The sequence below is a fragment of the Streptomyces longwoodensis genome, assembly GCF_001514125.1.
Taxonomy (GTDB): domain Bacteria; phylum Actinomycetota; class Actinomycetes; order Streptomycetales; family Streptomycetaceae; genus Streptomyces; species Streptomyces longwoodensis.
Window position 1 is genome coordinate 36,465 of the sequence record NZ_KQ948564.1, and the last position, 18,578, is coordinate 55,042.

Genomic DNA, 18,578 nt, shown 5'->3' on the forward strand with positions numbered 1-18,578 from the left:
AGTGCGTACGCTTTGCTCCTCGACGCTGATCGGCGAGTTCTTCGTCGTCGGGTTCGCCGGTCTGGTCGCCATGAAGGACCCCGACCTGTCCACGGGCACGGTGTGGACGGTGTGCGGGATCGCCATGTTCCTGTGCGTCGCGCTGTGCGGGGTGGTCACCCGGCCCGCGGGCGTCGTGCTGGGCTGGGCGCTGCAGATCGCGCTGGTCGCGTCCGGGTTCTTCGTGCCGATGATGTTCTTCCTGGGTGTGGTGTTCGCGGCCCTGTGGTGGGCCTCGGTGCACTTCGGCCGCAAGGTCGAGGAGGCCAAGGCGAGGTTCGCGGCGCAGAGCGGCTCCGGCAGCCCTGACGCTGTGTGACAGCCGCCCCGACACGCCCTGTAACCTCAGGGCCAGTCGTGTCGTCCCACCGCACACCTGGCAGGAAGAAGGAGTCCCCCCGTGACCCAGCGCACCCTCGTCCTCCTCAAGCCCGACGCCGTCCGTCGTGGCCTGACCGGCGAGATCATCGGCCGTATCGAGCGCAAGGCGGACTGGCGGATCACCGCGCTGGAGCTGCGCACGCTGGACCGGGCCACGCTGGAGCAGCACTACGGCGAGCACGTCGGCAAGCCGTTCTACGAGCCGCTGGTGGAGTTCATGTCCTCCGGCCCGGTGGTGGCGCTGATCGTCGAGGGTGAGCGGGTCATCGAGGGCGTCCGCCAGCTGGCCGGCCCGACCGACCCGATCGCCGCGGCGCCGGGCTCCATCCGGGGAGACTACGGCGTGATCGTCCGCGAGAACCTGATCCACGCCTCGGACTCGGAACAGTCCGCGGAGCGCGAGGTCAAGCTCTTCTTCCCGCACCACGCCTGACCTTGCTCCCCCCGGGGGTGCCCCCAGGTGCCCCCGTCCCCGCGACACGGCCGGGCCGTCCCACTCCCCGGACGGATTTTTCGTGGATCTTTCTGAGGGTCCGTCAGATCGGTGGCCGGTCTGACCTGCGGTGAGCGTGCGTTTTCGGCCGTGGCTCGGCATATGCGGTGCCGATCGGGGGAACGCGTGCCCCCGATGGGTCGTCTCACCAAGCGGCCCGGCCGGTCATCTGCTGACAATGGCCAGGACCCTCGCGCAGTGTTCGTGCAGGCGCGTTTACGATGGAAGCCTTCACGTCACAGCACCCACCTCGCCGACCTGAAAAGCCCTCAAAAGCTCGTGGGAAGGCCAGACGAATCCTGATGGGGAACTCAATGTCGTTCATCGGCCGTGACATGGCTGTCGACCTCGGGACCGCCAACACGCTGGTGTACGTCAGGGGTCGCGGGATCGTACTGAACGAGCCGTCCGTCGTCGCGATCAACACCAACACCGGTGGCATCCTCGCGGTCGGCGCCGAAGCGAAGAAGATGATCGGGCGCACGCCGGGCAACATCGTCGCCGTGCGCCCGCTGAAGGACGGCGTGATCGCCGACTTCGAGATCACCGAGCGAATGCTCCGCTACTTCATCCTGAAGATCCACAAGCGGCGGTATCTCGCCCGGCCGCGCGTCGTCGTGTGCGTGCCCTCCGGCATCACCGGCGTCGAGCGCCGCGCCGTCATCGAGGCGTCGACCCAGGCCGGCGCCCGCCAGGTGCACATCATCGAGGAGCCCATGGCCGCGGCCATCGGTTCCGGCCTGCCGGTCCACGAGGCCACGGGCAACATGGTGGTGGACATCGGCGGCGGCACCACGGAGGTCGCGGTCATCTCGCTCGGCGGCATCGTCACCGCCCAGTCCATCCGCGTCGCGGGCGACGAGCTGGACAACGCGATCATCCAGCACATCAAGAAGGAGTACTCCCTCCTCCTGGGTGAGCGGACGGCCGAGCAGATCAAGATCACCATCGGCTCGGCGTACGACCTCGACTCCGACGAGCACACCGAGATCCGCGGCCGGGACCTCGTCTCGGGACTGCCCAAGACGGTCGTCATCTCCGCCGCGGAGGTCCGCAAGGCGATCGAGGAGCCGGTCAACGCCATCGTGGACGCCGTGAAGACCACGCTCGACAAGTGCCCGCCCGAGCTGTCCGGCGACATCATGGACCGCGGGATCGTGCTCACCGGCGGCGGCGCCCTGCTGCGCGGTCTGGACGAGCGGCTGCGGCGCGAGACCGGCATGCCGATCCACATCGCCGAGGACCCGCTGGACAGCGTGGCGCTCGGCTCCGGCAAGTGCGTCGAGGAGTTCGAGGCCCTCCAGCAGGTCCTGGACGCCGCGCCGCGCAGATGAGGTAACGCTTCGATTCCGCCGCACGGGAGCACTTCCCTCGTGCGGCGGATCGTCGCTCCCGAGGCATAAGCTCCCACGCAAGACCCCGCGGACCCGTCGGCGTCGCGCCGACCGGGTCACCCGAAATTCCTAGAGGGAAGGGCACGGCCGCCGCACGTGAGGGACACGAAAGAGAGCCGGCTGCTGCTGGTGCTGCTGGTCGCCGTCGCGTTCGCGCTGATCACGGTGGACATCCGCGGCGGGCAGGACTCGCCGGTCGACGGTGCCCGGCAGGCCGCGGCCGCGGCCTTCGGTCCCATCGAGAACGGCGTGTCCTCCGCGGTCGACCCGGTCGGCAACGCCGTCTCCGCGGTGCGCGACTCCGGGGAGCGCCACGACCGGCTCGCCGCGCTGGAGAAGGAGAACGCCGCGCTCAAGGCGAAGCTCGGCAGCGACGACCGCAACCGCAGCCGTCTCGCCCAGCTCGACAGGATGCTCAAGATCGCCGGCGACGGCCAGTACGGCATCAAGGGCGCCCAGGTCATCGCGATAGGAGCGGCCCAGGGCTTCTCCTGGACCCTCACCATCGACGTCGGCGCCGACGACGGCATCCGGCGCGACATGACCGTCCTCAACGGCGACGGGCTGGTCGGCCGGGTCACCACCGTCGGCCCGCACACCGCCACCGTGCTCCTCGCCAACGACCCCGACTTCACCGTGGGCACCCGCATGGAGTCCACCGACGAACTCGGCTTCGCCTCCGGGCAGGGCGACCGCCCGCTGCGCGTCGAACTCCTCAACGGCAAGGCCGAGGTGAAGAAGGGCGACCGGCTCGTCACCTTCGGCTCGCAGGCCGACAAGCCCTTCGTGCCCGGCGTCCCGGTCGGCGTCGTCTCCCGCGTCGACCCCTCCGGCGGCGACCTCACCCGCACCCTCTACGTCACGCCGTACGTCAGCTTCACCCAGCTCGACGTCGTCGGCGTCGTCGTCCAGGCCCCGAAGAAGGACCCGCGCGACACGGTCCTGCCCGCCAAGCCGAAGCCGACGCCCGTCCCGACGGTCACCGTCACGGTCACCCCGGGCGCCGGGACGCCCGCGGGCGGGCAGCAAGACGGCCGGCCAGAGCAGCAGTAGGAGCTGACTTCCCCCATGCGCGTCAACCGGATCCTGCTCTCCACGGCGCTGGTCGTCGTCGCCCTGGTGGTCCAGGTGAGCGTCCTCGCCCGCCTCCACCTGCCCGGCGCCGTCCCCGACCTGCTGCTCCTCACCGTCCTCGCCCTCGCGATGGTCTACGGCCACGTCGGCGGCGCCCTCGTCGGCTTCGGCGCGGGCCTGCTGGCCGACCTCGCCCCGCCCGCCGACCACGCGGCCGGCCGCTACGCCCTGGTGCTGTGCGTCATCGGCTACGCGGCCGGGCTGGTCAAGCCGGAGAACGGCCGCCTGAAGTCCGCGACCGGCCCGATGCTCGTGGTGGTCGGCGCCGCCGTCGGCTCCACGCTGCTGTACGCCGGGGTGGGCGCCCTGGTCGGCGACACCGCCGCCCGCCACGTGGGCCTGCCCGGGCTGCTGTTCAGCGCCGCCCTGTACGACCTGCTGCTCGCGCCGTTCGTGGTGCCCGCCGTGATGGCGCTGGCCCGCCGCGCCGAGAACGACCCGCTGGCCGAGACCACCTCCGCCGCCAAGGCCACCGACATCTCCTCCGGCTGGCTCGCCTCCGGCACGGGACTGCGCATCGGCGGCCAGCGCGGCGGCCTGCGCATGAAGACGGCCCGCTCGCGCACGGCCCGGGCCGGGCGCATCAAGGGGGTCAAGCGGCTGTGAGGTGCGAGGAGTTCACCCGGACGGGGGAGCCCCGGCCGGAACCGGGCCGCACGGGCCCGTCGTTCATGATTCGTACGCGGTCGCGAGTGGCCGCACATCCGTACCGGCGTTGAGAGGGGGAGGCAGCCGCAGTGACCAACATTCCCGAGACCGGCCGGACGCCACGCGTCCAGATCCGGCTCATCGTGATCCAGATCCTCGTCCTCTCCCTCCTCGGCACCCTCGGCGGCCGCCTGTGGTACCTCCAGATCCGTGAGGGCGCGGCGTACGCCAAGGAGGCTTCGGGCAACCACGTCCAGCAGGTCGTCGACCCCGCCGTGCGCGGCTCGATCCTGGACGCGCGCGGAGTGCCCCTCGCCGACAACGAGACACGGCTCGTGGTCTCCGCCTCCCGCACCGACCTGCTGAAGCAGAAGGACGACGGCAAGGCGGTGCTGACCAAGCTGGCCGGCGTCCTCGGCATGGCCCCGGCCGACGTCATGATGAAGGTCCGGCTGTGCGACGCCAAGACCCCCCAGCCCTGCTGGAACGGCTCGCCGTACCAGCCCATCCCCATCACCGACGAGGCCACGCCCAAGCAGGCCCTGCAGATCCGCGAGCGCGCCGAGGACTTCCCCGGCATCAGCGCCGAGCCGCAGGCCGTGCGCCGGTACGCGGCACCCGGCAAGTCCAACGCCGCGCAGGTCCTCGGCTACCTCTCGCCGGTCACCGACGACGAGATCCAGCAGGCGCAGGACACCGACTCGCCGTACCTGCGCTCGGACCAGGTGGGCCGCTCCGGCCTGGAGCGCCAGTACGACAAGCAGCTGCGCGGCAAGGCCGGCGTCACCCGCTACGAGGTGGACAACCTCGGCCGGGTCATCGGCGAGGCCGAGGCGACCCCGGCCGAGCCCGGCTCCAACCTCGTCACCAGCATCGACGCGCGCGTGCAGCGGGTCGCGGAGTACGAGCTCAACACCGCCATGAAGAAGGCCCGGCAGCAGTTCGACAAGATCACCGGGACCAACTACAAGGCGGACTCCGGCGCGGTCGTGGTGATGGAGGCCAAGACGGGCCGGGTCGTGGCCATGGCCTCGGCACCGACCTACGACCCGAACGTGTGGGTGGGCGGCATCTCCGCCAAGGACTACGCCCAGCTCACCGGCAAGAAGTCCGACTACCCGCTGCTCAACCGCGCCATACAGGGTCAGGCGGCGCCCGGTTCGACGTTCAAGGTGGTCTCCACGGCCGCCGCGGTCGAGGCCGGCTACGAGTTCGACGGCCACTACCCCTGCACCAGCGCCTACTCGGTGGGCGGCCAGGTCTTCAACAACTTCGAGGGCGAGAGCTTCGGCCCCATCTCGCTGGGCCGCGCCCTGGAGGTGTCCTGCGACACCGTCTTCTACGGCCTCGCGCACAACGAGTGGAAGAAGGACGGCGGCATCAACCCGAAGAAGGGCGAGCCGAAGGACTTCTTCTACAAGGCGGCGCACCAGTTCGGCCTCGGCAAGGAGACCGGCGTCGACCTGCCCAACGAGGTCACCGGCCGCGTCCCGGACCGCCAGTGGAAGGAGAGCTACTGGAAGGCCAACAAGGACGCCTGGTGCCGGACCGGCAAGAAGGACGGCAGCTACGTCGAGAAGATCGCGTACGAGAACTGCCTCGAGGGCAACAAGATGCGCGCCGGTGACGAGATCAACTACTCCATCGGCCAGGGCGACACCCTCGTCACGCCGATCCAGGAGGCCGTGATCTACGGCGCCCTCGCCAACGGCGGCACCATGTACCACCCGACCATCGGCAAGGCGATCGTCAGCGCCGACGGGAAGACGGTCAGCGAGATCAAGCCGCGGAAGCAGGGCAGGCTGCCGATCACCAAGGCCACCCTGAAGGGCATGGACGCCGCCCTGGCGGGCGTGGTGACGCGCGGTACGGCCGCCTGGAAGTTCACGGGCTGGCCGCAGGAGCAGATCCCGCTGCACGCCAAGACCGGTACGGCCGAGGTCTACGGCAAGCAGACCACGTCGTGGCTGGCCACCTACACCAAGGACTACACGGTCATCATGACCATCGCCCAGGCCGGTACGGGTTCGGGCGCCTCCGGTGAGGCCGTGCGCAACATCTACAGCGCGATGTACGGCGTCCAGGCGGACGGTTCGATCGACCAGAAGAGGGCGCTGCTCCCCACGCCGCAGACCGCCCTGCCGAAGATCCAGGCGGACGGTTCGATCACCTCGCCGAAGATCTCCAAGGACCCGGCGAAGGACGCCCTGGCCGACGAGGAGGCCGCCCAGAAGGCCACCTCGCAGGGGACCGCCGCACCCGACGGGACCCAGCCCGCGGCGACCACCGGGTCGACCGGGACGACCAACCGCGACACCCGGCGCCGGCAGCGCCGACGAGGACGCGGGCGAGGAAGCCGGAGGGCCTGCACATGACCGGCGCGAACGGATTCTCCGTCTCGGGGTACGGCCCGGAGCGGGCCGGCTGGACCCGGGTCTTCGCCCGGGACGCGATGGCCCGGCGGCTGGACTGGCCGATACTGCTCGCGGCGATCGCCCTGTCCGCCATCGGCTCGCTGCTGGTGTTCTCCGCGACCCGCAACCGCACCGAGATCAACCAGGGCGACCCGTACTACTTCCTGATCCGGCACGCCATGAACACCGGCATCGGGCTGGCCCTGATGATCGGCACGATCTGGCTCGGCCACCGCACCCTGCGCAACGCGGTGCCGGTCCTGTACGGCCTGTCGGTCCTCGGCATCCTGCTGGTGCTCACCCCGCTGGGCTCCACCGTCAACGGCGCCCACTCCTGGATCGTGCTCGGCGGCGGCTTCTCGCTCCAGCCCTCGGAGTTCGTGAAGATCACGATCATCCTCGGCATGGCGATGCTGCTGTCGGCGCGGGTCGACGCGGGCGACAAGCCCTACCCCGACCACCGCACGGTGCTCCAGGCGCTGGGCCTGGCCGCGGTGCCCATGCTGATCGTGATGCTGATGCCCGACCTGGGCTCGGTCATGGTCATGGTGATCATCGTGCTGGGCGTGCTGCTGGCCTCCGGCGCCTCCAACCGCTGGGTCTTCGGCCTGCTCGGCGCGGGCGCCCTGGGCGCGATCGCGGTCTGGCAGCTGCACGTCCTGGACGAGTACCAGATCGCCCGCTTCGCCGCCTTCGCCAACCCCGAGCTCGACCCGGCGGGCGTCGGCTACAACACCAACCAGGCCCGGATCGCCATCGGCTCGGGCGGGCTGACCGGCGCCGGGCTGTTCCACGGCTCGCAGACCACCGGGCAGTTCGTGCCGGAGCAGCAGACCGACTTCGTCTTCACGGTCGCGGGCGAGGAGCTGGGCTTCGTCGGCGCCGGCCTGATCATCGTGCTGCTCGGTGTGGTGCTGTGGCGGGCCTGCCGGATCGCCCGCGACTCCAGCGACCTGTACGGCACGGTGGTCGCCGCGGGGATCGTGGCCTGGTTCGCCTTCCAGTCCTTCGAGAACGTCGGCATGACCCTCGGCATCATGCCGGTCACGGGCCTGCCGCTGCCGTTCGTGTCGTACGGCGGTACGTCGATGTTCGCGGTGTGGGTGGCGGTCGGACTGCTGCAGTCGATCAAGGTGCAGCGACCCCTGTCGGCGTGACGCCGGTGCGCCGGAGACGCCCGGCGCACCGCCCGCGCACTGCCGTCGCGCGCCGGCCGGAACTAGAGTCGGCTCATGGCGGAGACGAAGCGCGAGATCGAACGCAAGTACGCAGCCGACGACAACGGACTCCCGGACCTGACCGGGGTCGCGGGGGTGGCGGCCGTCCTCGACCAGGGCGTCGCCGAACTGGACGCCACCTACTACGACACCCCCGACCTGCGGCTCGCCGCCGCCTCCGTCACCCTGCGCCGCCGCACCGGCGGCTCCGACGCCGGCTGGCACCTCAAGCTCCCCGTCTCCCCGGGCGTCCGGGACGAGATCCGAGCCCCGCTGTCCGACACCCTCCCGCCCGCCCTGGCCGCGCTCGTGCGCTCCCGCGTCCGGGACGGCGAGCCGGTGCCCGTGGTGCGGCTGCGCTCCGCGCGCGACGTGCGCCACCTCGTGGACGCCTCCGGGGCGCTGCTCGCCGAGGTCAGCCTGGACACGGTGCGGGCCGAGCGGCTGAGCGGGGGCAGCGGCACGGCGCAGTGGACCGAGATCGAGGTCGAGCTGGCCGACGGCGGCGACCCGGCCTTCCTGGACCAGGTCGACAAGCGGCTGCGCAAGGCGGGCGTACGGCCCGCGTCGTCCCCGTCGAAGCTGGCGCGGGCGTTGGAGGAGACGGACCCCGCCCCGCGCGACGCCGGCTCCGGCAAGGGCGGCGGCCGGAAGAAGAAGTCGTCCGACGGTGACCTCACGGCCGGTGAGTACGTCCTGGCCTACCTGCGCGAACAGCGGGACGCGATCGTCGCGCTCGACCCGGCCGTCCGCCAGGAGCTGCCCGACGCCGTGCACCGGATGCGGGTCGCCACCCGCCGCACGCGCAGCGCCTTCCGCAGCTACGCCAAGGTCCTCGACCGCGCCGTCACCGACCCGGTCGGCGCGGAGCTGAAGTGGCTGGCCGGTGAGCTGGGCGTGGACCGCGACCGCGAGGTGCTGACCGCGCACCTCACCGCCGCCCTGGACGACCTGCCCGCCACGCTCGTCGCCGGCCCGGTCCACGACCGGCTGCACGGCTGGGCCCGGGAACGGCACGGCGGCTCCCGACGGCACCTGATCGCCGTTCTCGACTCCCGCCGCTACCTGACCCTGCTCGACACCCTGGACGCCCTGCTCGCCGACCCACCGCTGCGCCGGGCGGCGGCCGCGAAGCCCCGGAAGGTGGCCGCCAAGGCGGTCCGCAAGGACGTACGGAAGCTGTCGGTGCTGGTCGAAGAGGCCCTGTGGCTCCCCCCGGGCCAGGACCGCGACGTGGCGCTGCACGAGGCCCGCAAGCGGGCCAAGCGCACCCGGTACGCGGCCGAGGCGGCCGAACCGGCGCTCGGTGCGCCGGCCAGGAAGCTGGTGAAGGCCGTCAAGTCCGTGCAGAAGGTGCTGGGCGAGCACCAGGACAGCGTGATGGCCCGGACGACCCTGGGCGAGCTGGCCGCCGTCGCGCACGCGGCGGGGGAGAGCGCGTTCACGTACGGCGTGCTGTACGGCCGGGAGGAGCACCGGGCGGCCGTGAGCGAGGCGGCGCTGCCCGGGCGGTGGGAGAAGGTCCGGCGGACGACGGCGGTGTGACGCCTGGCGGTCGGGCGGGCCCCGTGGGCGGGTTAGGCTGGATGGTCACTCCTGTCAGCTCACGAAGGTAATCCCGCGATGTCTGTCGAGTCGGTCTTCCCGCAGCTCGAAGCCTTGCTCCCGCATGTGCAGAAGCCGATCCAGTACGTGGGCGGCGAGCTCAACTCCACCGTCAAGGACTGGGACGGCTGCGACGTCCGCTGGGCGCTGATGTACCCGGACGCCTACGAGGTCGGTCTGCCCAACCAGGGCGTCATGATCCTCTACGAGGTCCTCAACGAGCAGGAGGGCGTCCTCGCCGAGCGCACCTACAGCGTGTGGCCGGACCTGGAGGCCCTCATGCGGGAGCACGGCGTCCCGCAGTTCACCGTGGACAGCCACCGCCCGGTGAAGGCCTTCGACGTGTTCGGCCTGTCCTTCTCGACCGAGCTGGGCTACACGAACATGCTGGCCGCGCTGGACCTCGCGGGCATCCCGCTCGAGGCCCGCGAGCGCACGGTCGACGACCCGATCGTCCTGGCCGGCGGGCACGCCGCGTTCAACCCGGAGCCGATCGCCGACTTCATCGACGCGGCCGTGATCGGCGACGGCGAGCAGGCCGTCCTCGACATCACGCGGATCGTGCGGGAGTGGAAGGCCGAGGGCCGGCCCGGCGGCCGCGAGGAGGTCCTGTTCCGCCTGGCGCGCACGGGCGGGGTGTACATCCCGCGCTTCTACGACGTGGAGTACCTGCCGGACGGCCGGATCGCCCGTGTCGTGCCGAACCGGTCGGGCGTGCCGTGGCGGGTGTCCAAGCACACGGTGATGGACCTCGACGAGTGGCCCTACCCCAAGCAGCCCCTGGTGCCGCTGGCCGAGACGGTGCACGAGCGGATGTCGGTGGAGATCTTCCGCGGCTGCACCCGCGGCTGCCGCTTCTGCCAGGCCGGCATGATCACCCGCCCGGTGCGCGAGCGCTCCATCACGGGCATCGGCGACATGGTCGAGAAGGGCCTCAAGGCGACCGGCTTCGAGGAGGTCGGCCTGCTCTCCCTGTCCTCCGCGGACCACTCGGAGATCGGCGACATCGCCAAGGGCCTCGCGGACCGCTACGAGGACGACAAGATCGGCCTGTCCCTGCCGTCCACGCGGGTCGACGCCTTCAACGTCGACCTGGCCAACGAGCTGACCCGCAACGGCCGCCGCTCCGGCCTGACGTTCGCCCCCGAGGGCGGCTCGGAGCGCATGCGCAAGGTCATCAACAAGATGGTCTCGGAAGAGGACCTGATCAGGACGGTCGCCACGGCCTACGGCAACGGCTGGCGCCAGGTGAAGCTGTACTTCATGTGCGGCCTGCCCACCGAGACCGACGAGGACGTCCTGCAGATCGCCGACATGGCGACCCGCGTGATCCAGAAGGGCCGCGAGGTCTCCGGCGCCAACGACATCCGCTGCACGGTCTCCATCGGCGGGTTCGTGCCCAAGCCGCACACGCCGTTCCAGTGGGCGCCCCAGCTCTCCGCCGAGGAGACCGACGCCCGCCTGGCCAAGCTGCGCGACAAGATCCGCGGCGACAAGAAGTACGGCCGCTCGATCGGCTTCCGCTACCACGACGGCAAGCCCGGCATCGTCGAGGGCCTGCTGTCCCGGGGCGACCGCCGGATCGGCGCGGTCATCCGGGCGGTCTACGAGGACGGCGGCCGCTTCGACGGCTGGCGCGAGCACTTCTCGTACGACCGCTGGATGGCGTGCGCCGGGAAGGCGCTGGTCCCGTTCGGCGTGGACGTCGACTGGTACACCACCCGCGAGCGCGGCTACGAGGAGGTCCTGCCCTGGGACCACCTCGACTCCGGTCTGGACAAGGACTGGCTCTGGGAGGACTGGCAGGACGCCCTCGACGAGACCGAGGTCGACGACTGCCGCTGGACGCCGTGCTTCGACTGCGGTGTCTGCCCGGCGATGGACACCCAGATCCAGATCGGCCCGACGGGCAAGAAGCTGCTGCCGCTGACGGTGAAGCAGCCGGCGGGCAGCGGGCACACGCACTGAGGGACGCGCCTCGACTGAGGCGTTCGTCCGCCCCCCGGCGTGCCGTCGTGGCGTCCGGCTCCCGAGCCGGAGAACGTCGCGGCGGCCCGCTCGTTCGTACGGTCGGCGCTCGACGGTGCCGACCCGGACCTGGTGGAGACCGCCGCGCCGCTGGCCGGTGAGCTGGTGACCAACGTGGTCCTGCACGCGCGGACCGAGGCGGAGGTCCGGTCCTGCACGGTCGACGGCTGGACCCACATGGGGGTCGCCGACCGGCGGCCGGACCGCCGACGACCGCAACCGGATCATCGCGGTGAACGAGGCTGCGGCGGCCCTGGTCGGCTGGCAGCCGCACGAGCTCGTCGGCCAGCGCCTGACCGTGCTGATGCCCGAGCACCTGCGCCACCGCCACCTGACCGCCTTCACCTCGCTGCTGCTGACCGGCGAGTCCCGCATCCTCGGTGCTGGTCATCGCGTTCGGCGCCGACACCACGGACGACGTCGCCCTCCTCGCCCTCCGCCCGACGACCCCCGGGGCACCGGCCTGAGGCCGACGCGCGCGCCGCGAGCCGGCCCCCGACCGGACGGCTCCGCCGGCCTGCATCCGTCCCGCCCCCCGCCGCGTCTACGTCGGTATGGACCACGTGGAGCGGGAGAAGCGGCCGGCGCAGCCGTCCGGTCGGGGGCCGGGCGGGGCCGGGGCGTCCGGGGCGTCCGGAGGCTGTCTCGTCGTCGCGATCCGGATGCCCGTGCGGATCGTCGCGCTGGTGCTGGTCGTGCCGGTGCGGATGGCCTGGGACGCGCTGGCCGCCGCCGGGCGGTTCCTGTACCGCACGGTGGGCCGTCCGGCCGGGCGGGCGCTGGCGTGGCTGGCGCGGGGGGTGTGCGTGTGGCCGTTCGTCGCGCTGTGGCGGTGGGGGCTGGTACCGGCCGGGCGCGGGCTCGCGTGGCTGGCGCGGGTGCTCGTCGTGGTGCCGGCCGGGTGGGTCCGGCGGTACCTGCTCGCACCCCTGGGGCGGGGGCTGGCGTGGTTGTACGCGCGCGTGCTCACGCCCGTGGGGCGGGGCGCGCTGTGGCTGCTCGGGAGCGTCGGCGCCGTCCTCGCCGCCGTCGGGGCCGGCCTGTGGACCGGCACCGTGTGGCTCGTGCGGTACCTGGTGGTCGTACCGGTGGCGTGGGCGGTCCGGTACCTCGTCGTCGTGCCGGTGCGGTGGCTCGTGCGGTACCTCGTCGTCGTGCCCGCCGTCTGGCTGTACGCCCGCGTGCTCACCCCGGCCGGTCGTGCCCTCGCACGGTGCGCGCGGGGCGTGGCCTGGCTCGCGGCGGTGATCGTCGCCGGGGGCGTGACAGCGCTCCTCCGGGTCGGCCGCATCCTCGTGATCGTGCCCGCGGTGGCGGTCTGGCGGTGGGTGCTCGTGCCCGTCGGACGGGCCCTCCTGGTCGTGGGGCGCGAGGTGGGGGAGGCCCTCGGGCACGCCTGGCGGGTCGCCGGGTACGTCTCGGTGGCCGTCGGCCGGTTCCTGGCGGCCCTCTTCCGGTGGGTCGTCGTGGAACCGGTGCGGTGGGTGTACCGCGGCGTGCTCACCCCGCTGGGCCACGTCGTGCGGGACGCCGTGCTGCGGCCCGTCGCGGAGGCCGCGCGCGGTGCCGGACGGGCCGCCCGGCAGGCCGTCGCCGCGGCCCGGGAGACCGTCCGGCAGGCCCGCGCCGATGTTCGTCGCGCGCTGTTCGGGGAACACCCGCAGGGGGACGCCCCGGCCTCCCGGGAACCCCGGCGGCCCGCGGGACGTACTCTTGATGGCAGTACCACCGCACTCACGCATCTCACGAAGGACTAGGACACTGGGCAAGCGACAGCCCGAAGGCCCGCCGCCCGCACCCGCGGTGCAGCGCATCCGACTGCGCTACACCAAGCGCGGCCGCCTCCGGTTCACCAGCCACCGTGACTTCCAGCGCGCCTTCGAGCGTGCGTTGCGCCGTGCCGAGGTGCCGATGGCCTACTCGGCCGGCTTCACGCCGCACCCGAAGGTGTCGTACGCCAATGCCGCACCCACCGGCACGGGCAGTGAGGCGGAGTACCTGGAGATCGCGCTCACCGCGGCGCGTGACCCCGAGACGCTGCGCGTCCTCCTCGACGAGTCGCTGCCCCCCGGGCTCGACGTGGTCGAGGCGGTCGAGGCGCACACGTCGGGGCTCGCCGACCGGCTGACGGCTTCCGTGTGGGAGCTGCGGCTCGACGGCGTGGACCCGGCCGACGCCGACCGCGCGGTGGCCGCCTTCCGGGCGGCCGGGACCGTCGAGGTGCAGCGCCTCACCAAGAACGGCGTCCGCACGTTCGACGCCCGTTCCGCCGTGGTGGACCTGCAGAGCCTGCCCGCGACGGAAACGCACAGTTCGCGGGCTGATAGGCCGAGCGACCAGCCCTGTGCGATACTGCGGCTGGTTGTTCGGCACGTGACGCCTGCCGTTCGACCCGACGACGTCCTGTCCGGTCTCCGCGCCGTGGCCGACCTGGCGCCGCCGGTCCCCGCAGCGGTGACCAGGCTGGCGCAGGGGCTGCTCGATGAAGAGACCGGCACGGTGACCGACCCGCTCGCGCCCGACCGCGAGGCGGCGACGGCCCTGAACACGGCCGATCGCGCCGCCGCCGCGTCGGTGCCGGCGTAGAAGGTCCCGCGAAGGACGGACGTCGTAGCGCCGCCCTCGGACTCGGGAGCCACCTGGGTCGGGCAGCGCACCGACAGAAGACTTGAAGACTTTCGCCAGGCCGTACGCAAATCGGCGTACGGAACCGGCGAGACAGGACACAGAGAGCTCCCGTGCGGCGCCCGCGCCCCGGACGGCGGCACCGCGCATCGCGCGAGCCGCGGACGTCACCGGTGGTCGATCCCAGGATCGACGCCGGACCAGGTGCGGCGCCCGGGAGCCTGACGGGAGAAACGCCCGCATGCTCGAGCCGACCGAACCCACCGAGTCCACCACGGGCTCCGAGGACAACACCCCCAGCGACACCCTGCCGCCGCGTCGTCGGCGCAGGGCCGCTTCGCGCCCGGCCGGTCCGCCGGCCGGGGGCTCCGGGGCACCCGCGGAGACCGCCCTGCCGGCCGTGGCCGCCGAGGGGGACACCGAGACGGACGAGGCCGAGGAGGCCTCCGTGACCGCCGCGGTGCCGGACACCTCCGCACCCGCCGACACGCCGCAGGCCGCCGACGCCGCGGCCCCCGCCGCCTCCGACGAGGAGGCGGCGCCGCGCCGCGCCCGGCGCCGGGTCACCCGCCGGGCCTCCGCGCCCACCGGGCCGGCCGCCGCCGAGTCCGCCGAGACCGTGGAGCCCGCGGCGGCCCCCACCGCCGAGGTGAGCGCCCCCGCCGCCGGGACCCCGGCCGTCGCGGCCTCCGGGCCCGCGGACGAGCCCGTCGAGGAGCCCGCACCCGCCGGCCGTTCGCGCCGCCGGGCCACCCGCCGCGCCTCCGCGCCCGCCGGAGCCCCGGCAGCGGCCGAGGCCGCCGAGGCCGCAGAGACGGTCGTGCCCGCGGCCGCCGGGACCGAGGCGCCCGCCGTGGCGGAGACGCCGTCCACCGAGGCCACCCCCGCCGACGAGGCGGCGCCCCCGGCCCGCACGCGCCGTCGCGCCGCCCGCCGGGCGTCCGCGCCCGCCGGTGCGCCGAAGGCTGCCGAGGCCGTCGAGTCCGTCGACACCCCGGAGGCGCCCGCCGTCCCGGAGACCGCCGCCCCGGAGACCGCCGAGGCGCCCGCCGCCCCCGCCGTCACCGACACCGCCGAGGACGCCGCTCCGCGCCGTGCCCGCCGCCGGGCCACCCGCCGCGTGTCCGCGCCGGACACCGCCGCCGCCCGCGCCGACGAGGCGGAGGCCGCCGAGGCCGCCGTCGACGTGCCCGCCGACACCTCCGCGACCCCCGCGCAGGCCGCCGGCACCGCCGCGCAGGCGCCCGTCGCCGACGAGGCCCCCGCCGAGCGGGAGCAGGCCGCCGAGGAGACCACCGGACGCCGCGGCCGCCGCCGGGTCGTCCGCAAGGCCGCCGTCGGCTTCTCCGAGCCCGCCCGGGGCGCCCGGGAGCGCGGCGGCGAGGACGACGCGCCGCGCAGGCCCGCCCGGCCCGCCGTGGCCGTGTTCCAGCAGCCGGTGTTCGCCGAGCCGAGCTTCCAGACGCCCGAGCGGGCTGCCGCCGAGGCCGCTGCCGCCGTGACCGAGCCCGAGGCCCCCGAGGCCGAGGAGCTGCCCGAGGAGCAGGCCGCCGGCTCCCGGCGCCGCCGCCGTCGCCGCGGCGCGGCCCAGGGTGACGAGACCCCCGAGCCCGCGTTCCAGACGCCGGAGACCGCCCGCAGGCCCGAGCCCGACACCGAGGAGCCGGACGAGGCCGACGACGCCGACGACGCCGAGGACAGCGCCGAGGGCGACGACAACGAGGACACCGGTTCGCGGCGCCGCCGCCGCCGGGGTGGCCGCCGTCGCCGCCGCGGTGACGCGGGCGAGGGCGACGCCGAGGGCACGGACGGCGAGTCCGACGTCGAGGAGCAGGCCACCGAGCAGGCCGCGCAGGACGCCGAGGACACCGCCGAGCAGGAGGAAGAGGACGCCGAGGAGGCGCACGGCGAGGACTCCGGCCCGTCCACCGCGGGCAGCCGGCGCCGGCGCCGCCGCCGTCGCCGGGCCGGTGACGGCAGCTCCGACGGCGAGTCGTCCGACGACGACCCCGAGCGGACCGTCGTCAAGGTCCGCGAGCCGCGCAAGGCCGCCGAGCCGTCCGACGAGGTCCAGTCCATCAAGGGCTCGACCCGTCTGGAGGCCAAGAAGCAGCGCCGCCGCGAGGGCCGCGAGCAGGGCCGCCGCCGGGTGCCGATCATCACCGAGGCCGAGTTCCTGGCCCGGCGCGAGGCCGTCGAGCGCGTGATGGTCGTCCGCCAGCACGGCGACCGCACGCAGATCGGCGTCCTGGAGGACGGCGTGCTCGTCGAGCACTACGTCAACAAGGAGCAGTCGACGTCGTACGTCGGCAACGTCTACCTGGGCCGGGTCCAGAACGTGCTGCCGTCGATGGAGGCCGCCTTCATCGACATCGGCAAGGGCCGCAACGCCGTCCTGTACGCCGGTGAGGTCAACTTCGAGGCGCTCGGCATGGCCAACGGCCCCCGGCGCATCGAGGCCGCCCTGAAGTCCGGCCAGCCGGTCCTGGTCCAGGTGACCAAGGACCCGATCGGCCACAAGGGCGCCCGGCTGACCAGCCAGGTCTCCCTGCCGGGCCGCTACCTCGTCTACGTGCCCGAGGGTTCGATGACGGGCATCAGCCGCAAGCTGCCCGACACCGAGCGGGCGCGGTTGAAGACGATCCTCAAGAAGATCGTCCCCGAGGACGCGGGCGTCATCGTGCGCACCGCCGCCGAGGGCGCGAGCGAGGACGAGCTGCGCCGCGACGTCGAGCGGCTGCAGGCGCAGTGGGAGGACATCCAGAAGAAGGCGAAGAACGGCAACGCCCCGACGCTGCTGTACGGCGAGCCGGACATGACCGTCCGGGTCGTGCGCGACATCTTCAACGAGGACTTCACCAAGGTCGTCGTCAGCGGTGACGAGGCCTGGCAGACGATCCACGGGTACGTCGCGCACGTCGCGCCGGACCTCGCCGACCGCCTGTCCAGGTGGACCTCCGACGTCGACGTCTTCGCCACCTACCGGATCGACGAGCAGCTGGCCAAGGCCCTCGACCGCAAGGTCTGGCTGCCCAGCGGCGGTTCGCTGGTGATCGACCGGACCGAGGCGATGGTCGTCGTCGACGTCAACACCGGCAAGTTCACCGGTCAGGGCGGCAACCTCGAGGAGACGGTCACCAGGAACAACCTGGAGGCGGCCGAGGAGATCGTGCGCCAGCTGCGGCTGCGCGACCTCGGCGGCATCATCGTGATCGACTTCATCGACATGGTGCTGGAGCAGAACCGGGACCTGGTGCTGCGGCGCCTGCTGGAGTGCCTGGGCCGGGACCGCACCAAGCACCAGGTCGCCGAGGTCACCTCGCTGGGCCTGGTCCAGATGACCCGCAAGCGGGTCGGCCAGGGCCTGCTGGAGTCGTTCTCGGAGACCTGCGTCCACTGCAACGGGCGCGGGGTCATCGTCCACCTCGACCAGCCGTCCACCACCGGCGGTGGCGGCGGCGGCAAGCGCAAGAAGCGCGGGCGCGGCGGCGACAGCCACGACCACGAGCACGAGCACGGCCACGAGCACGGCCACGAGCACGAGGCCGTCGCCGAGGTGACCGAGGCCCCCGAGGCCCTCGAGGTCGCCGGGTCGGCGTCGGCGGAGACCGACACGGAGCGCGTGAGCGAGCCGGTCGCGCTGCCCTCGCCGGACTTCGCCCCGGACGAGGAGCTGTACAGCAGCGTCGCCGAGGCCGAGGCGGCCGCCTCCCGCGGCCGGTCGCGCCGTCGGACGAGCCGTCGCGCGTCGGCCCCTGCGGGCACGCCGAGGCGGGCGGGCACCGCGGAGGTCGCGGCCACGCCGGCCACGGCCGACGCGCCCACCGCGCAGGACGTCACCGCCGAGGCGGAGGCCGAGCGCCCGGTGGTGCCGGCCGAGGCCACCGGGGCGCACGCCGAGCCGGTCGCCGTGGAGGACCCGGTCGTCGAGGCCCCGGCGGCGCCGGAGCAGACCGCCGAGGACGCCGCGCCCAAGGGCCGTACGCGCCGTCGCGCCACCCGCAAGGCGACCGCCCCGGCCGGTTCGCCGGCGGGAGCGGAGGCCGCCGTGGTGACGGTCACCGAGCCGGCCGCCGCGCCGCAGGAGCCCGAGGCCCCGGCGGAGCAGCCGCAGGCCGCGGCCGAACCGGTCGCCGAGGCCCCCGCTGCCGAGCCGGCCGCCGAGCCGGTCGCCGACAGCGCGGCCCCGGCCCGCCCGCGGCGCCGCGCGGTCCGCAAGGCCACGGCGCCCACCGCGCCCGTGGAGACCGCGGTCGTGGTGGTCCCGTCGGCGTCCGGGACGGCTGACGCGTCCGGCACCTCCGAGGCGCCGGAGGCCCCGGCCGCCGACGAGGCGGAGGCGGCCCCGGCCAAGAAGACGGCCCGCAAGACCGCCAAGAAGGCCACGGCGAAGAAGGCCGCCACCAAGAAGACGACGGCCACCAAGACCGCCGCGAAGAAGACGGCCGCCAAGAAGACCACGGCCAAGAAGGCGGCCAAGGCGACCGCCAAGAAGACCGTGGCGGCGGAGCAGAGCGCCCCGTCGGTGTCCGCCTCGACGGAGGACTGACCCGGCGGCCCCCGGGCCCGGATCCCTCGATCCGGGCCCGGGGGCGGCGGC

General features: G+C 73.4%; 12 protein-coding genes and 1 pseudogene. All 13 read left to right on the forward strand.

Translation table 11 applies throughout. The annotated features are described in order from the left end of the window. Position 1 precedes the first annotated feature (1 nt). The 13 genes and pseudogenes from AQJ30_RS32625 to AQJ30_RS32680 all read left to right on the forward strand — a co-directional run bounded on the left by AQJ30_RS32625 (position 2) and on the right by AQJ30_RS32680 (position 18,527). On the forward strand, positions 2-358 hold the full coding sequence (locus AQJ30_RS32625; protein ID WP_067241126.1) for a DUF4233 domain-containing protein: 357 nt from the start codon (positions 2-4) through the stop codon (positions 356-358). 81 nt (positions 359-439) lie between these two features. Next, a complete protein-coding gene (ndk, locus tag AQJ30_RS32630) occupies positions 440-853 on the forward strand; it encodes a nucleoside-diphosphate kinase (RefSeq protein WP_067241128.1) in 414 nt (137 codons plus the stop codon). Positions 854-1,227: 374 nt separating this feature from the next. Further along, positions 1,228-2,247: a rod shape-determining protein gene (locus tag AQJ30_RS32635; protein WP_030779466.1), complete on the forward strand. Its 1,020-nt coding sequence runs from the start codon at positions 1,228-1,230 to the stop codon at positions 2,245-2,247. Between the two features lie 156 nt (positions 2,248-2,403). Then, entirely contained in the window at positions 2,404-3,360 is a 957-nt protein-coding gene (mreC, locus tag AQJ30_RS32640) for a rod shape-determining protein MreC (protein WP_067241130.1), read from the forward strand. Positions 3,361-3,375: 15 nt separating this feature from the next. After that, positions 3,376-4,047, forward strand: coding sequence for a rod shape-determining protein MreD (mreD, locus tag AQJ30_RS32645; RefSeq protein ID WP_067241131.1), 672 nt, complete (start codon positions 3,376-3,378; stop codon positions 4,045-4,047). Positions 4,048-4,178: 131 nt separating this feature from the next. Next, positions 4,179-6,464, forward strand: coding sequence for a penicillin-binding protein 2 (mrdA, locus tag AQJ30_RS32650; protein ID WP_067241133.1), 2,286 nt, complete (start codon positions 4,179-4,181; stop codon positions 6,462-6,464). Further along, entirely contained in the window at positions 6,461-7,660 is a 1,200-nt protein-coding gene (gene rodA / locus AQJ30_RS32655; RefSeq protein ID WP_067241134.1) for a rod shape-determining protein RodA, read from the forward strand. The genes mrdA and rodA overlap by 4 nt, the downstream gene beginning before the upstream one ends. A gap of 75 nt (positions 7,661-7,735) precedes the next feature. Beyond that, positions 7,736-9,265, forward strand: a complete 1,530-nt coding sequence (locus AQJ30_RS32660) for a CYTH and CHAD domain-containing protein (protein ID WP_067241136.1) — start codon at positions 7,736-7,738, stop codon at positions 9,263-9,265. Between the two features lie 78 nt (positions 9,266-9,343). Further along, complete coding sequence (locus AQJ30_RS32665) at positions 9,344-11,293, forward strand: TIGR03960 family B12-binding radical SAM protein (protein ID WP_067241137.1); 1,950 nt, start codon at positions 9,344-9,346, stop codon at positions 11,291-11,293. A gap of 292 nt (positions 11,294-11,585) precedes the next feature. Then, positions 11,586-11,720 (forward strand): annotated as a pseudogene (locus AQJ30_RS40145) (PAS domain-containing protein); the annotation flags it as partial. 295 nt (positions 11,721-12,015) lie between these two features. Next, positions 12,016-13,110 carry a hypothetical protein gene (locus AQJ30_RS32670; RefSeq protein WP_425424176.1) on the forward strand — a complete coding sequence of 365 codons (1,095 nt, stop codon included), beginning with the start codon at positions 12,016-12,018 and terminating at the stop codon, positions 13,108-13,110. Positions 13,111-13,156: 46 nt separating this feature from the next. Continuing rightward, positions 13,157-13,939, forward strand: a complete 783-nt coding sequence (locus AQJ30_RS32675; protein ID WP_067241139.1) for a TIGR03936 family radical SAM-associated protein — start codon at positions 13,157-13,159, stop codon at positions 13,937-13,939. Positions 13,940-14,219: 280 nt separating this feature from the next. Next, the gene (locus AQJ30_RS32680; RefSeq protein WP_067241140.1) at positions 14,220-18,527 is read left to right on the forward strand and encodes a ribonuclease E/G; all 4,308 of its coding nucleotides are present in this window, start codon (positions 14,220-14,222) and stop codon (positions 18,525-18,527) included. The last annotated feature ends 51 nt before the right edge of the window (positions 18,528-18,578 follow it).

Bases quoted from the DNA above. Each gene is read 5' to 3' on its own strand.
- AQJ30_RS32635 (WP_030779466.1), top strand. From the start codon at position 1,228: ATGTCGTTCATCGGCCGTGACATGGCTGTCGACCTCGGGACCGCCAAC.
- mreD (WP_067241131.1), top strand. From the start codon at position 3,376: ATGCGCGTCAACCGGATCCTGCTCTCCACGGCGCTGGTCGTCGTCGCC.
- rodA (WP_067241134.1), top strand. From the start codon at position 6,461: ATGACCGGCGCGAACGGATTCTCCGTCTCGGGGTACGGCCCGGAGCGG.
- AQJ30_RS32660 (WP_067241136.1), top strand. From the start codon at position 7,736: ATGGCGGAGACGAAGCGCGAGATCGAACGCAAGTACGCAGCCGACGAC.
- AQJ30_RS32665 (WP_067241137.1), top strand. From the start codon at position 9,344: ATGTCTGTCGAGTCGGTCTTCCCGCAGCTCGAAGCCTTGCTCCCGCAT.
- AQJ30_RS32670 (WP_425424176.1), top strand. From the start codon at position 12,016: ATGCCCGTGCGGATCGTCGCGCTGGTGCTGGTCGTGCCGGTGCGGATG.
- AQJ30_RS32680 (WP_067241140.1), top strand. From the start codon at position 14,220: ATGCTCGAGCCGACCGAACCCACCGAGTCCACCACGGGCTCCGAGGAC.